Below are 14,594 nucleotides of genomic sequence, written 5' to 3' on the forward strand. Positions count from 1 at the left end.
TTTGCAAGGTACTTTGACGTCCGGGCCGACCAGTTTTTTCGACACCCCCTCGTCACAAGACGCGGCAAGAGCCAAAAAAAGCCCATGTAAATCAATAAGGAAGGCAATCGCAGCCGGTGCTGCGGCCGGGCTTCAAATCCTGTGATATTCGCTGAATTAGCCGGACTATATTGGCCAACGCTAGTTGTTGCTGGAGATGCTCTACGTTCTTAACTCCGATCTTGGCTAGTATCGGCCTTCCTTGGCCATTAGCTTCGACACTTTTTCGACACATTCGTCTAGCAGGAACTCGGGTTACGTCGCCGAATAGTGTCCATGTGTAATCAAATCATCTGCTACTTGGGACAACACCAGCGCTCTTGCATTGATAAAGTCCACGTAAGGCTTATCGCCTGACCAGAACTCACTTGGAATCAGGGACGATTTGAATACCATTTCCTTGATACCGCCATCGATGGTTTGAAAGTACTGATAAGGGTCATTATCAGAGATAGCCCGATTGTCGCTGGAGTTTAGGAGACAAATGTTTGCTATGACATTTGACTCATGAAATGGAATTCCGAGTCCATTTAGGAATGACTTCGGATAGATATGATGAAACTCTCGCGCATTATATGATGCCAGCGCTTCGCCGAGATCAATATTTTGACCAGTAAGAAAGCTCTTCGGTTGGCATTGAGCGAGCAGGCAAATGGTAGCCTTAGCTGCAGTTGAGTTTATACGCCATGTTTTTTTGAAAATCGAAGGGTCTATTTTTGCATGCATCTCGTCAAAAACGTAATTCCCTTTGGCTAACTCACGCATTTTCTCTATATCGACCATCACATAAGAGTTTGTTCCGGCCTTATACCTTTGAGTAAAAGAACAGTGCCAAAACCATTTCTTTAGACTTGCGACTTGCTTTGCGTTTGGCTTAAGGCAGTCGGAATAGAAGGAAACCAACGGCACGAGCATAATCGGAAAGGGAATAAATACGAAATTCTTAATATGCAGCTGCTTTTCCAAAAAATCTACGCAAGAGTAGATAGCTTGCTTCAGCTTAGACATGCTCTCAATTAAGACTTCCGCCTTTACATCTACCAATGCGTCTGCATCGATTTTATTGATTGCGATTGTTGCAAGGCACCGCATCAAAAGTGTTTCTTCTACTTGGTCAAACCCTTTGTCAGAAAGACTATCCAAGAGCCGCTCTATTTCATTTCTTAAGTCGAACTGCTCGGACCATGTCCACGCCGCCAGCAGCTCCAAGGTGCTGAGGCTCGTTCCAGAAGAATTGATCCGTTGAAAGACCCTGCATACCTCTTGATTGGATCGATCCTTGATTGTGACGACCGGAAATTCATAATCTTTAAATCGCTCCGTCAGGTCCGCAATAATCTTCTTTTCGTCGTCAGGAAAACGCGCCAGTTCTGGCAGCAACTTTGTTGTATCAAGTATGGTCCTAAGATTTATTGAGTTTTCTGGTGCTATAGAAGCATGCACAAACTCGTCAGTTGAAGGCACGAAGGAAACATTAAACCTTGCCGCCAGCTCAGGATCTGTCGTTTCAGCGTCGGAATTGAATACGCCATATAGCGTTGTTAAGCGCTGCTGACCGTCGAGAACATAGTTTACCGGGAAATCTTCTGGAGTTTTTGGCAGTGCAAACCCTCCAACATCTCTCTCGTGCTTCAGCTCTTCCTTTGTTGACCACAACAACAAGGACCCTACCGGATATCCGTTATAAATTGAGTCTAGAAGACTCATTATTTGCTCGTCACCCCAGACATATTCACGCTGAAAAACAGGAATCTTTATATTCCCTCTCGACACGTCACTTAGCAGTGCAGACAATCTCGGATTTGTGGGGGTAATTTTATGTGTTCCTGCCATAACATATTCCTTGCCAGTCTAAGTGGGCCACTACGCTAAGTGACTCTAATTTAATTCCGCAAACTCAAATCTACTTTCATCTTGCAACTTCTTCGCTCAATGCTGCCCTCGCCGCCTGGGCAGTAATCACTTATGCGAGGCTCTTTTCCTACAACTACAATTTCTTTTTGCCGGGTTGGGATCGCTACGGCCGGCTCCGGGGCGACCCGAGTAGCTGGAACGATATTGGTCGCGCCCTGGGGGACGTAGTTTTTGTCGTTGAATACGGTTTGCTTGGGTGGTGGTTCTGCCGTAGCGGCTTGGGGCTGGGGCGTTTGTGGCTGAGGCGTTGCACCTCTTGCGGCCACTTCCTCTACTACCCTGTCCCAATCCTTGGTCGCTGTCGGCTCTGCTCGCGTGATCTCGGCAACGGGGGTTGGCTTGGGTTGGACGCGCTTATCGGCGATGCCCTGGACGGTGCCTTTGAGGAATGCCGAACTCATCATCTGTAGTGCGGCCAGCATGATCGCGGTGCCGATCAGCCCTGGTATCAGCCATGCTACGGCTCCCTTGCGCGGGCGCCTTCTGATGTAGTCCGGGGCGTCGTTCCATTTAGCCTTCATATCTCCCTCTCCCTGTCCTTCGGGCGTACCAGCGCCTAGTCACTTCCTTGGTGATCGCTATCCCGCGCTCTGACTGGTCAAGTTTCGGTTGGCCTCGTCGTATTCCGGGCTTCGGTGGCCATGCTCTGGCTCGATCCGGCCGCTAACGAGCCAAAGGGCGTACTCGGGAAACGAGTCAGCCAGGATGCCGATCTCCTCCGTACCAATGCGGATTTTCTCGCTGCTGATGTTGCGCCAGCGGTCGTAGTTCTTGCTGCCCTTCTCGCTCAGGCGCTCCGGGCCGACCACACGCATCAATCGAAGCGCTCTATCTCGGAACGAATCCATATAGGTAAATTTCATGCTGCGTAACATTTACGCAAGGGTAAATGTTACGCAGACAGCAGCATTACTAGTAAAGACCAACATAGTGCAACAAAGGCCAAGGACATGGAAGGAAACCTACCGCCGATAGACCTGCTCAACGCGCCCCCGATCAATGCCGTGGCGCCAGTTCGCCGACTGGATTCGCATGGGCGAAGAACGTGTGGGACTGGATTCGCAACGGCTACATTCCACTTCGCCGCCATGGTGCCTTCAGCAAGTGTCGTGATCGATTCGATGAGGCTGTTTCGCGTGCGGGTCTTGGATTGCCTGCCGGACAGAAGTCGCATGTGCTACGGCACACCTTGCCTCCCACTTCATAGCAAACGGTGGCAATATCCTGACCTTGCAGAAGATCCTGGGTCATTCGTCCTTGGCGATGACGATGCGCTACGCGCACCTGTCACCCGATCATCTGCAAGACGTGTTAGCGTTCGGTCCTGCTAAGGATTTTCGACACTCCCGCCTCGGAGCAGCATTCGAGACAGGAAAATCCTTTGTAAATCAATAAGGAAGGCAATCGCAGCCGGTGCTGCGGCCGGGCTTCAAACCCGGTTGGGGGCGGCAGCCGTTCCCGGGTGAGTTCGACTCTCACTGCCTTCCGCCAAATTTCTCGAGAACGCCTCGCTGAACAGGGCTCGCTGTCATCTTTGCAAAGGTGCTCCAAGCCATGCAGGACCGTACCCAGCACGGGATAGCAATTACAAAAGAAGCAGCAGAACGCTGATTCCACCGCCCCGCTGTTCGACCTAGCCAAGACGTGTGAACCGCATAGGACCTATGCGAAAGGAAAGCAGGAGCAAGGCAACGGCATGCCTTGAAGGACAGAACATGATCGACCTGGGCGACCTTCGACCCGATCCAATCGAGATACGGGAATACAAACGAACCCGCAAAACGCGCAGGCCACTGTTCAGCATCGGAACGGGCATTGTCCTGGCCGCCATCATCGGCGTCAGCGGTTTTTGGGGCGGAAAGATCGGCTACGAACTGTTCCACGAGTGGCGTGCAAAGCAAGCGATGCAAGAGCTGGCACAAGCCGCCCAGCGCCATGCACAAGCTCAGGCACAGCAACGACGCCTGCAAGCACAACGAGCCGCACAGGCACGAAGGGACCAAGTGTGGAATTCAAGAGCATGCCGCTTCTGGTGGGAACGCGCACCGAATGATCCGCAAGTGATCGCCAAGGCTAGAACGATGCAGTCTTGCCAAATGCAATAGCGGCAAAAAAGTGTCGAAATCACTACGGACCAAAGCGGAGCAATGCAGCCAAGCTAGTGGACCGTCTTGGAAGTTCGTTTATTCATACGTTGCCTCGACTCGGGAGAAGCGCAAGAGCCTATCGAGCGTAAGAGCTTGGGGGCACCTAGTCCTTGCTGGCGATTCCGACCACCATCGCCGGATCGCCAGCAAGCTGGCTCCTACAACATAATGCTCAGTGAGTTAACAAACTAACCAAACAGGCCACTAGAAAAGCCGAAGACGGCGTGTTATTGCAAGCCAAAGAAACGAGTTCAACTCCACTGCTTTCCACCCGCTTTTCTCCGGTTTAGTCCCGTAAGGGAGGCCACATCCTGGCCGTATGAACCAACGCCAGTACCCATACGGCGCTTTCTTCGATCTGATACGAGGCGATAGTTTTCGTGGGGAATCAGCGCTCGGGTGCCCGGTACGTTCCCGAGCTTGCCCATGTCGGGGGGAAATCCGCCAGTTTGGCGGCCACGTTGCCGAAGAGTTCATCCATGCGAGCGACGGCAAGGGGATGGTCGGTCGCGATGAAGTCCCATATATCCAGACGGTCCTGCTCGGCTTCGGGCGTCCCGATGCCCCTTCATTTGAGGCCCAGCACCTGGTCACGGCGGGCAGCGAATGTCGCTTCGACCTCTTCATTGGAGCGGCCACGCGCCGCCTCGACGGCAGCGCGACCAGCCTCAACCTTCCTGTGCAGGAAGTCGTCGTAATCCCTGACCTGCTGTTGCTGGCGGATGAAGTCGCGCATGACCTGGGAGGCCGGTCGGTGGACGGCTTCCGCCGCCGCCATGAAATCGGCGCGCAACTCAGGCTCCAGTTTCAAGTTAAAAACCGCTTCTTTGGCCATGGCGAAGCCTCCTGAACGTACTGATTTCGTACATACGATGTGTCCACATTTAGGCCTGGCATAGGCTTGAGGAAACAGGCCCGATGAATGGCAAGTGTCGAAATCACTGTTCAGGAATGCCGGCACCAGAACGATGGACGCGAAGGCCGGCAGAATGACCCGCTTGGGCCAACGTAGGCCAACCAGGGGCAGACAAAAACGAGTTCGACGCCCACAACCTCCCGCCAACCCCGCTCACTTCCACTGCAACGCCTGTACATGGGCGTTCGCCGGATCGAAATTGTCCAGCCGCATGCGCTCGGCGATCGCCGCCAGGGCCGCTTCGCCCCGCGGGAATTCGTCGCGCGCCGCACTCCAGTCTTCCGGCTGCAGGCGCACCATCCAGCCTTCGCCGTAGCAATCGCGATTGATCAGGGCCGGCTGCTCGAGCAGCACCTCGTTCACTGCCAGCAGCTCTCCGGCGAGCGGGCTGCGCGCCGAGGCGGCGGCCTTGGCGAATTCCACCACGCCGAAACTGCGCTCGCGCTCGATGCGCGTACCGACGCGCTTGGGCGTGAAGGCGAAGATCTGCCCGTATAGCGCACAGCCGTAGGCGGTCAGCCCAAGGGTGACGCTGCCGTCGTGCTCCTCGCGCAACCACAGGCTGTGCTCCGGCGCGTAGCGCAGCGCGTCGGGGAACTCCAGGCCGTGCAGGATCATAGGGTCAGGACTCGTTCGTATTCGAGGATCATCTGCGCCAGCTCGCCACCGCTGGAAATATCGTCCAGCTCGGCGATCAGCATGTCGGCGTCGAGGTTCACGCCGGGTTGGCGGCACATCAGCAGGCGCGCACCGGCCTGTCTGGCATTGCGGATGAAATGCAGCAGCGGCTCGCCGTTTTCCACTGCGCGGAGTGACTCGGCCACTTCGCGGCGCGCCAGTTGCGTGCCTTCGCCGGTGAGGTAGAGGGTCACTTCGGCATCCATGCAGGCCAGCAACGTGGCGATATGAAAGGGTGCCGCGCAGCGCGCCGGCGTGCTGGGGCCGCTGACCACCAGGATCAGCACGCGCTGTGGGGTTGGTTCTGTCACGTGGATTCTCCGTGAAAATCATGGATCGCCGCTACGTTGGCGCCCAGGCGATGCCATTTACTCATAGGAGGAAACTATCAATACAATAGCCTACAGTTTTCAAATTCATGGTCTAGGATTCCTACGATGAATTGAAAGGAGATCGAGCATGTTGGCGACATTGCTACCGGCCCTTAAAGAACTTGCCTTGCCGCTGAAACTGCGTTTGTGGGATGGCAATGAAATCGACATCGGGCCCTCCCCCCATGTCACGCTAGTCATCAAGGACCCCAACCTGATAACCCAGCTGGCGCACCCCAGCCTGGATCTGCTCGGCGCAGCCTACGTCGAAGGGCGGATCGACCTGCTGGGGCCTCTCGAAGAGGTCATCCGCATCGGTGACGAGATGAGTCGCGCGCTGGGCGAGGACAATTTCCCCCCGCCCGCGCGCGAAGCGCATGACAAGGCCACCGATGCCGAGGCGATCTCCTACCACTACGACCTGTCCAACGACTTCTACCGACTCTGGCTGGACCAGGACATGGTCTATTCCTGCGCCTACTTCGAAACCGGCCATGAGGCCCTCGATCAGGCGCAGCAGGCCAAGCTGCGCCTGATCTGCCGCAAGCTGCGGCTCAAGCCAGGCGACCGGTTGCTCGATGTCGGCTGCGGCTGGGGCGGGCTGGCGCGTTTTGCCGCACGCGAATTCGGCGCCGAGGTGTTCGGCATCACCCTCAGCCGCGAGCAGCTGGCGCTGGGCCGCGAGCGCGTGGTCGCCGAGGGGCTGCAGGACCAGGTGCGGCTGGAGCTGATGGATTACCGCGACCTGCCGCAGGACGGCCGCTTCGACAAGGTGGTGAGCGTCGGCATGTTCGAACATGTCGGCCATGCCAACCTGCCGCTGTACTGCCAGCAGCTGTTCGGCGTGGTGCGCCCGGGCGGACTGGTGCTCAACCACGGCATCACCTCGCGGCATCTGGATGGCCGGCCGGTCGGCCATGGGGCGGGCGAGTTCATCGACCGCTACGTATTCCCCCACGGCGAGCTACCGCATCTGGTGAAGATCAGCGCCTGCATCAGCGAGTCGGGGTTGGAAATCGTCGACGTGGAAAGCCTGCGCCTGCACTACGCCCGCACGTTGCAGCTGTGGAGCGAACGCCTGGAGGCGCATCTGGAGCAGGCCCGGCAGTTGGTTCCCGAGCGCGCCTTGCGAATCTGGCGGGTGTACCTGGCCGGCTGCGCCTATGGCTTCCGCCGCGACTGGATCGACCTGCACCAGGTCCTCGCCAGCAAACCGCTGCCGGACGGTTCCCACGAGCTGCCCTGGACCCGCGCCGACCTGTATGGCTGAACCCGGCGGGCCCCGCGCCGGCGAGTGCGCTACGGGGCCCGATCGTTCAGCGCAGCAACAGTAGCGGCGTGCTGGTGGTGCGGATCATGCTGGTAGTGGTACTGCCGACGAAGAACTGGCGAATGCGCGAATGGCCGTAGGCGCCCATCACCAGCAGATCGATGCCGTGCTCGGCCTGATAGCCATGCAGTGTCGGCTCCACGTCCCCGTTGCGGACCGCGATGTGCACCTCGAAACCGCTGGCGCTCAACCTGTCGCGCGCGGCTTCGAGCTGGGCCTGAGCGTCCCCGGTCTCGCTGCCGACCATTACCAGATGGATCGGCATATCCCTGAATAACGGGCTGCCAGTCAGCAGCTCGACACCCTTGCGGCTGGTGGCACTGCCGTCGAAAGCCAGCATCAGGCTCTGCGGTGCGGCGAAACGGCCAGGGGTGACGAGGATCGGCCGGTGCAGGGCGCGGACCACGCTCTCGAGCTGGCTGCCGATGTGCTGGATGGCGTCGCCGCTGTCCTCGCCCTGCCGGCCGATCACCAGCAGGCGGGTCTCGTCCTGCAGTTCATGCAGCGTCTCGACCAGATCGCCATGCCGCTGCCGGCACTCCGGCTGCGCGACGCCGGCCACGATCGCTCGCTGCCGCGCCGAATCCAGCAACATCCGGCCTTCTTCCAGCGCCAGTTTGGCGCGTCGCTCGTCCAGCGTCGCCAGCTCCTGCAGGAGAAATTCCCGGCTGCCCAGGCCGATGATGCCGCTGAGATCGCCCGACACCGGATACTGTTGCTGGTCCAGCACATGCAGCAGCGTCAGCGGCGCGCCCAGGCGCCGACTGGCCCAGGCCGCGCAGTCGCAGACCGCCGCCGCCTGCGCCGAGCCATCGATACAAGCCAATACGTGGGTCATGGTCGCTCTCCTGGTCAGTGGCTCATGAGCTTGTCGATCGCATCGGGTTTGTCATGCACACCGAAGCGGTCGACGATGGTCGCGCTGGCCTCATTCAGACCCAACACCTGGATTTCGGTGCCCTCACGGCGAAACTTGAGCACCACTTTGTCCAGCGCAGAGACCGCGGTGATGTCCCAGAAATGCGCGCGGGACAGATCGATGGTCACCTTGCCCAGCGCCTCCTTGAAGTCGAACGCGGCGGTGAACTTGTCCGAGGAGCTGAAGAACACCTGGCCCGCCACCCTGTAGGTTCGCTGGCTGCCGACGGCGTCCAGCTCCGAATCGATGGCCAGGTAGTGACCCACCTTGTTGGCGAAGAACAGCGCCGCCAGCAGCACACCGGCGAGCACACCGTAGGCCAGGTTGTGGGTGAATACCACGACCACCACGGTAACCATCATGACGATGTTGGTCGAGAGCGGGTAGCGCTTGAGGTTGCGCAGCGAGTCCCAGCTGAAGGTGCCGATGGACACCATGATCATCACCGCCACCAGCGCAGCCATGGGAATCCGGCTGACCCAGTCGCTGAGGAACACCACCAGCAGCAACAGCACCACGCCGGCGACCAGCGTCGACAGGCGCGTGCGGCCACCGGATTTCACGTTGATCACCGATTGGCCGATCATCGCGCAGCCGGCCATGCCGCCGAACAGGCCGGATGCGATGTTGGCGACGCCCTGGCCCTTGCACTCGCGGTTCTTGTCGCTGCCAGTGTCGGTCAGCTCGTCGACGATGGTTGCGGTCATCAGCGACTCCAGCAGCCCAACCACGGCCAGCGCGGCGGCGTAAGGGAAGATGATCACCAGGGTTTCGAAGGTCAGCGGGACCTGTGGCCAGAGAAAGATGGGCAACGTGTCGGGCAACTCACCCATGTCGCCGACCGTGCGGATATCCAGGCCGAAGTAAATGGCGACCGCCGTCATCGAGAGGATGCACACCAGTGGCGAAGGAATCACCCGGCCGATCTTCGGCACGTAGGGGAACAGGTAGATGATCCCCAGACCCGCCGCGGTCATGGCGTAGACGTGCCAGGTGACGTTGGTCAGTTCCGGCAGCTGCGCCATGAAGATCAGGATCGCCAGGGCGTTGACGAAACCGGTGACCACCGAGCGCGAGACGAAGCGCATCAGCGAGCCGAGCCTTAGATAGCCGGCAGCGATCTGCAACAGGCCGCACAACAGCGTTGCCCCCAGCAGGTACTGCAGGCCGTGCTCGCGCACCAGCGTCACCATCAGCAGCGCCATCGCCCCGGTCGCGGCCGAGATCATCCCCGGGCGCCCGCCGACGAAGGCGATCACCACGGCGATGCAGAAGGACGCATACAGGCCGACCCGCGGGTCGACGCCGGCGATGATGGAGAAGGCGATCGCCTCGGGAATCAGCGCCAGCGCGACGACGAGTCCGGAAAGCAGGTCGCCACGGACGTTGGAAAGCCAGTTCTGTTTGAGGGTATGCAGCATCGGTATATCCAGAGCAAAAGCACCGGCATGCTAATCACGAAGTGATCGGCAGCGATACAAGGCCAGTTCTTGGTTTGAATGGATCAGCTGTCTGCCGGCAGAAACGCATGGACAGCGGCATACGACCGCCTCCATGACAGGCAGTCGCAAGGTGACGCGGGGGGCGGCGCGCTATGGCGGACTAGGCAGCCAGGTCATGGGCGGTGCGGGCTCTCGTCTGTGTGACTCGCCGGGCGAAACGATTCGGGGGCGACATTCTAGCCGCAACGCGCCGCTCTTACGACCGCCGATCTATGTCCACAGCTCATCGAGGTGCGTGAAGCCCCAGGCCGCCGGGTCTTCCCGACCAACGATGCGGTCGCTGCACTGCGGATTGGACAGGTCGAGCTCTATCAGTGGAATCGCGGTGCGCGAGCGGGTGGAGTAGAACAGCTTCAGCCGTGGAGCCGTCAGTTGCTGGGCGTTGTGCTCGATGACCACGCCGAGCCGGCCCGACTGCAGACGCACCAACGATCCCAGCGGATAGATGCCCACCGTGCGCACGAAGGCATACAGCAGCTTGGTATCGAAGTGCCCTTGCCACTGCGCCATGCGCGCCAGCGAGCCCGAGGCATCCCAGGCGCTTTTGTACGGACGATCCGAGGTGATCGCGTCATAGACATCGCAGATGGCGCCCATCCGCGCCAGTTGGCCGATCTGCTCGCCCGCCAGCCCGTGCGGGTAACCAGTGCCGTCGACCTTTTCATGGTGATGCAGGCACACGTCCAGTACCGCCTCGGATACGGCCGTTTCGGCGGCGAGCAGCATGGCATGCCCGCGCTCGGGATGGCTGCGCATGATCGCGTATTCGTCGTCGCTCAGCTTGCCGGGCTTGTTCAGCACGTCCAGCGGCATGGCCATCTTGCCGATGTCGTGCAGCAGCCCGGCCATTCCCGCTTCCTGCACCTCGTCCTCGCCCATACCCAGCTGCCGGGCCAGCGCCACCATCAGCGCACAGACCGCCACCGAATGCATGTAGGTGTATTCGTCCTTGGTCTTCAGCCGCGCCAGGCTCAGCAGCGCCGAGCCGTTGCGCGCCAGGGACGCGGAAATCTGCTCCACCAGCGGCAGGCACTGTTGTGGATCGACCGCCTTGCCGAGACGGGCCTCGTTGAACAGCGAGGTCACCTGCTGCCTGGAGCGTTTGAGCAACAGCGTTGCGCGCTGCAGCTCCTCCCTGACACTGCACAGCTGCGGCCGCGCGCCAGGCGCGGTGGGCTGCTCCACCAGCGCCGTTGACAGCGCCTGACCCGGCTCGGCAGGCGAAGCGGTTGCGGCCACGATATCCTGATCCAGCCCTTTCTCCACATCGATCCATACGGCCTTGATCCCGCTGCTGCGCAAGTTCTGCAGATCGACCGGGTCGCTCAGCAGGAACTTTCTGCGCCAGAACGGATGATCGAACCAGCTCCCCTCGAGTGCATGTACGTACATTCCGAAGCGGAGCTGGCTGACGAGAATTTTCCTGAGCAAGGGAACCTCAACTGGTGGGGCGGCGTGGCCGACCGTACAAGCGATCCCTGCTCGAGCTGATCTCTAACGCCCCACAGTATATCGATGATGGCACCATGCCCCTATACGCTCTAAACAAGATTTTAGTTGCGATAATGCTTGCCGATCAGCGCCACACAGCCACTGGCTTTCGCTTACCATCGGCGCGTCTTCTCGCGAGCACCCTTGGCCACAATGTCCAGCCGTCTGCGCGTCATCCTGATCGTTGCGCTGATTCTCGTCGGCCTGCTGCTCAGCGTGTACTGGGCCGGGCGCCTGGCCGAGGAACGCGCCTGGGCCGAGCGTGGCCAGGAAGCGCGCGGGCAGCTGGAACTCTATGCCCAGGCGATCCATACCCAGGTCGAACGCTTCCGCTCGGTGCCGGCGCTGCTGGCGCTGGACAGCGACATCCAGGCGCTGCTCGCCGATCCCGCCAATCAACAGCTGCGCAGGCGCCTCAACCAGCGCCTGGAACAGCAGAACCAGGCGGCCGGCTCCTCGGTGCTCTACCTGCTCGACCCCGAAGGCGAAACCATCGCCGCCAGCAACTGGCGCGACTGGAGCAGCTTCGTCGGCTACAACTACGCCTTCCGCCCATACTTTCGCGACGCGCTGAACAGCGACAGCGGCCGCTACTTCGCCGTCGGGGTGACCACCGGCATCCCCGGCTACTTCCTCTCCAGCTCGGTGAAAAATGCTGCCGGCGAAGTGCTCGGCGTGCTGGTGGTCAAGCTCGAACTGGAGGACATGCAGCGCGGCTGGGTCGGCCAATCGGGCATCCTGCTGATTGCCGACTCGCTGGACATCGTCATCCTCACCAACCGCCCCGCCTGGCGCTTCCGCTATCTGCGCCCGCTCAGCGACGAGGTACGCAGCCGTCTGGTAACCGCCCGCCGCTATGCCGAGCAGACCCTGCAACCACTGCAGAGCATGCGCCTGCAAGCGCTCGCCGAAGGCAGCGAGCGGCGCCAGGTGGACGGCCCCGACGGCCGCCGCGACTATCTCTGGCAGAGCCTGAAGTTGCCAGAAGAGAACTGGACCCTGCACCTGCTGCAGGAGCCGCAGTCGGTGGCCACCAGCGTGCGCAGCTATCGCCTGGCCGCCGCTGGCGTATGGATGACCCTGGCTTTCCTGCTGCTCTACCTGGCCCAGCGGCGCAAGACCCGCCGCGTCGAGCAGCGCAGCCGCATCGAGCTGGAGCGGCTGGTACACGAGCGCACCCGCGAACTGCGCACCGCCCAGGACGAGCTGGTGCACGCCGCGCGCATGGCCGCGCTGGGGCAGATGTCCGCCGCCCTCGCCCATGAGATCAACCAGCCGCTGACCGCATTGCGCATGCAACTGGCCAGTTTGCGCCTGCTGCTCGACAACGGCCGCGAGGCCGAGGTCCGCGAGGGCCTGGGCCATGTGGAAGGGCTGCTCGAACGCATGGCCGCGCTGACCGGCCACCTGAAGACCTTCGCCCGCAAGAGCCCGGCCGGGCTGCGCCAGCGCCTGGGCCTGGGCGAGGTACTGGAGCAGGCGTTGCAACTGCTGGCGCCGCGCATTCGCAGCGAGCAGGTCGAGATATTCCGCCAGGTGCCGGCCGATGCCGGGGTCAGCGGCGATGCCATTCGCCTCGAGCAGGTGCTGATCAATCTGCTGCACAACGCCCTGGATGCCATGGCCGAACGGCCGCAGCGGCACCTGCGCATCCTCTGCCAACGGGTCGGCGACAATTGGCAGCTCAGCATCGCCGACAATGGCGGCGGCATCGCCGGCGAGCATCTGGAGCAGGTGTTCGAACCCTTCTTCACCACCAAGCCGGTGGGTCAGGGGCTGGGGCTCGGGCTGGCGGTGTCCTACGGCATCGTGCGTGACTTCGGCGGAACGCTGGAGGTTCGCAACGACCACCAGGGCGCAGTATTCACCCTCACGCTTCCGGCTGCCGAAGCGAGCGCCGCCGAGTAAACTGCCGCGACGCGACCGCGAGGAGCAGGCAATGAGCGGGCAGGTAATCTTCATCGACGACGAGGCGGCGATCCGCCAGGCGGTGCAGCAATGGCTGGAGCTGTCCGGCTTCGCGGTGCGCACCTTCGCCCGCGCCCGCGAAGCGCTGGCGGCGCTCGACCGCAACTTCCCCGGCGTGCTGATCAGCGACGTGCGCATGCCCGATCTCGACGGCCTCGGCCTGCTGGAACAACTGGTGGAGCTGGATGCCGACCTGCCGGTGATCATGGTCACCGGCCACGGCGACGTACCCATGGCGGTGCAGGCGCTGCGCCAGGGCGCCTACGACTTCATCGAGAAACCTTTCACCCCCGAGCGCCTGCTGGACAGCGTCCGCCGTGCCATGGACAAGCGCCGGCTGGTCTGCGAGAACCGCCAACTGCGCGAGCAGTTCGCCCGCAAGGGCCGCATCGAATCGCAGTTGCTCGGCGTCTCGCGGGCCATGGACAATCTGCGCCGGCAGGTACTGGAACTGGCCGGCACCGACGTCAACGTGTTGATTCGCGGCGAGACCGGCAGCGGCAAGGAGCAGGTCGCGCGTTGCCTGCACGACTTCAGCCCGCGCGCCGGCGGCCCCTTCGTCGCGCTGAACTGCGCGGCGATTCCGGAAACCATCTTCGAGAGCGAGCTGTTCGGCCACGAGAGCGGCGCCTTCACCGGTGCCCAGGGCAAACGCATCGGCCGTATCGAGCACGCCGCCGGTGGCACGCTGTTTCTCGACGAGATCGAGAGCATGCCGCTGGCGCAGCAGGTCAAGCTGTTGCGCGTATTGCAGGAAAGGACCCTGGAACGCCTCGGTTCCAACCGCAGCATCGAGGTCGACCTGCGGGTGATCAGCGCGGCCAAGCCGGACCTGCTCGAAGAAGTGCGCGGCGGGCGTTTCCGCGAAGACCTGCTGTACCGGCTGAACGTCGCCGAGCTGCACATCCCGCCGTTGCGCGAACGCCGCGAGGACATTCCGCTGCTGTTCGAGCACTTCGCCCGCCAGGCCGCCCAGCGCCACGGTCGCGAGGCGCCACCGATGACGCCCGGCGAGCTGACGCAACTGCTCGCCCACGACTGGCCGGGCAACGTCCGCGAACTGATCAACGCCGCCGAACGCCATGCCCTTGGCCTCAGCACCCCGGCACCGGCCAGCAGTGGCGGCCAGTCGCTGGCCGAACAGATGGAGGCCTTCGAGGCGCAATGCCTGCACAACGCCCTGCAGCACTGCAAAGGCAACATCGCCGAAGTCATGACCCTGCTGCAACTGCCGCGCCGCACCCTCAACGAGAAGATGCAGCGCCACGGCCTGAGCCGCAGCGACTACCTGCCGGCGGGTAGTCCGGACAGCTGACCGC

13 protein-coding genes, 1 tRNA gene and 1 pseudogene are annotated in these 14,594 nt (G+C 61.1%); 7 read left to right on the plus strand and 8 right to left on the minus strand.

The window, feature by feature from the left end:
* Nucleotides 1-294: 294 nt before the first annotated feature.
* Complete coding sequence (locus tag IN820_RS12210) at nt 295-1,872, minus strand: GmrSD restriction endonuclease domain-containing protein (protein WP_193681243.1); 1,578 nt, start codon at nt 1,870-1,872, stop codon at nt 295-297.
* A gap of 314 nt (nt 1,873-2,186) precedes the next feature.
* Between IN820_RS12210 and IN820_RS22970 the strand changes: the two genes are divergently transcribed.
* The gene (locus IN820_RS22970; protein ID WP_193681244.1) at nt 2,187-2,363 is read left to right on the plus strand and encodes a hypothetical protein; all 177 of its coding nucleotides are present in this window, start codon (nt 2,187-2,189) and stop codon (nt 2,361-2,363) included.
* A 168-nt stretch (nt 2,364-2,531) separates the two neighbouring features.
* Here the strand turns inward: IN820_RS22970 and IN820_RS12220 are convergent, their stop codons facing one another.
* Nucleotides 2,532-2,816 carry a DNA-binding protein gene (locus IN820_RS12220; RefSeq protein WP_313026442.1) on the minus strand — a complete coding sequence of 95 codons (285 nt, stop codon included), beginning with the start codon at nt 2,814-2,816 and terminating at the stop codon, nt 2,532-2,534.
* A 218-nt stretch (nt 2,817-3,034) separates the two neighbouring features.
* On the opposite strand from IN820_RS12220, the pseudogene IN820_RS22655 reads away from it, so the two are divergent.
* The 3 genes and pseudogenes from IN820_RS22655 to IN820_RS12235 all read left to right on the plus strand — a co-directional run.
* A pseudogene (locus IN820_RS22655) lies at nt 3,035-3,348 on the plus strand (tyrosine-type recombinase/integrase); the annotation flags it as partial.
* Nucleotides 3,349-3,444: transfer RNA gene (locus IN820_RS12230), tRNA-Sec, on the plus strand.
* Between the two features lie 224 nt (nt 3,445-3,668).
* Entirely contained in the window at nt 3,669-4,058 is a 390-nt protein-coding gene (locus tag IN820_RS12235; RefSeq protein WP_193681245.1) for a hypothetical protein, read from the plus strand.
* A gap of 610 nt (nt 4,059-4,668) precedes the next feature.
* On the opposite strand, the gene IN820_RS12240 is transcribed toward IN820_RS12235, so the two are convergent.
* The 3 genes from IN820_RS12240 to IN820_RS12250 form a co-directional block, all read right to left on the minus strand.
* Complete coding sequence (locus IN820_RS12240; protein ID WP_193681246.1) at nt 4,669-4,935, minus strand: antitoxin of toxin-antitoxin stability system; 267 nt, start codon at nt 4,933-4,935, stop codon at nt 4,669-4,671.
* 234 nt (nt 4,936-5,169) lie between these two features.
* Nucleotides 5,170-5,634 carry a glycine cleavage system protein H gene (locus IN820_RS12245; protein ID WP_193681247.1) on the minus strand — a complete coding sequence of 155 codons (465 nt, stop codon included), beginning with the start codon at nt 5,632-5,634 and terminating at the stop codon, nt 5,170-5,172.
* Complete coding sequence (locus IN820_RS12250; protein ID WP_193681248.1) at nt 5,631-6,005, minus strand: DsrE family protein; 375 nt, start codon at nt 6,003-6,005, stop codon at nt 5,631-5,633. The genes IN820_RS12245 and IN820_RS12250 overlap by 4 nt, the downstream gene beginning before the upstream one ends.
* A 148-nt stretch (nt 6,006-6,153) precedes the next feature.
* Between IN820_RS12250 and cfaB the strand changes: the two genes are divergently transcribed.
* Complete coding sequence (gene cfaB / locus IN820_RS12255) at nt 6,154-7,335, plus strand: C17 cyclopropane fatty acid synthase CfaB (RefSeq protein WP_193681249.1); 1,182 nt, start codon at nt 6,154-6,156, stop codon at nt 7,333-7,335.
* A gap of 46 nt (nt 7,336-7,381) precedes the next feature.
* On the opposite strand, the gene IN820_RS12260 is transcribed toward cfaB, so the two are convergent.
* The 3 genes from IN820_RS12260 to IN820_RS12270 form a co-directional block, all read right to left on the minus strand.
* Nucleotides 7,382-8,233 carry a universal stress protein gene (locus tag IN820_RS12260; RefSeq protein WP_193681250.1) on the minus strand — a complete coding sequence of 284 codons (852 nt, stop codon included), beginning with the start codon at nt 8,231-8,233 and terminating at the stop codon, nt 7,382-7,384.
* A 14-nt stretch (nt 8,234-8,247) separates the two neighbouring features.
* Nucleotides 8,248-9,735 (minus strand): SulP family inorganic anion transporter, encoded by a 1,488-nt coding sequence (locus IN820_RS12265; protein WP_193681251.1) that lies wholly within the window; start codon nt 9,733-9,735, stop codon nt 8,248-8,250.
* A gap of 291 nt (nt 9,736-10,026) precedes the next feature.
* Nucleotides 10,027-11,247, minus strand: coding sequence for an HD-GYP domain-containing protein (locus IN820_RS12270; RefSeq protein WP_193681252.1), 1,221 nt, complete (start codon nt 11,245-11,247; stop codon nt 10,027-10,029).
* Nucleotides 11,248-11,460: 213 nt separating this feature from the next.
* Between IN820_RS12270 and IN820_RS12275 the strand changes: the two genes are divergently transcribed.
* On the plus strand, nt 11,461-13,215 hold the full coding sequence (locus IN820_RS12275; RefSeq protein ID WP_313027596.1) for a sensor histidine kinase: 1,755 nt from the start codon (nt 11,461-11,463) through the stop codon (nt 13,213-13,215).
* 31 nt (nt 13,216-13,246) lie between these two features.
* The gene (locus IN820_RS12280) at nt 13,247-14,590 is read left to right on the plus strand and encodes a sigma-54-dependent transcriptional regulator (RefSeq protein WP_193681254.1); all 1,344 of its coding nucleotides are present in this window, start codon (nt 13,247-13,249) and stop codon (nt 14,588-14,590) included.
* The last annotated feature ends 4 nt before the right edge of the window (nt 14,591-14,594 follow it).

Origin of the sequence: Pseudomonas lopnurensis (assembly GCF_015070855.1) — a bacterium.
In the GTDB taxonomy this organism is placed as follows: Bacteria; Pseudomonadota; Gammaproteobacteria; order Pseudomonadales; family Pseudomonadaceae; genus Stutzerimonas; species Stutzerimonas lopnurensis.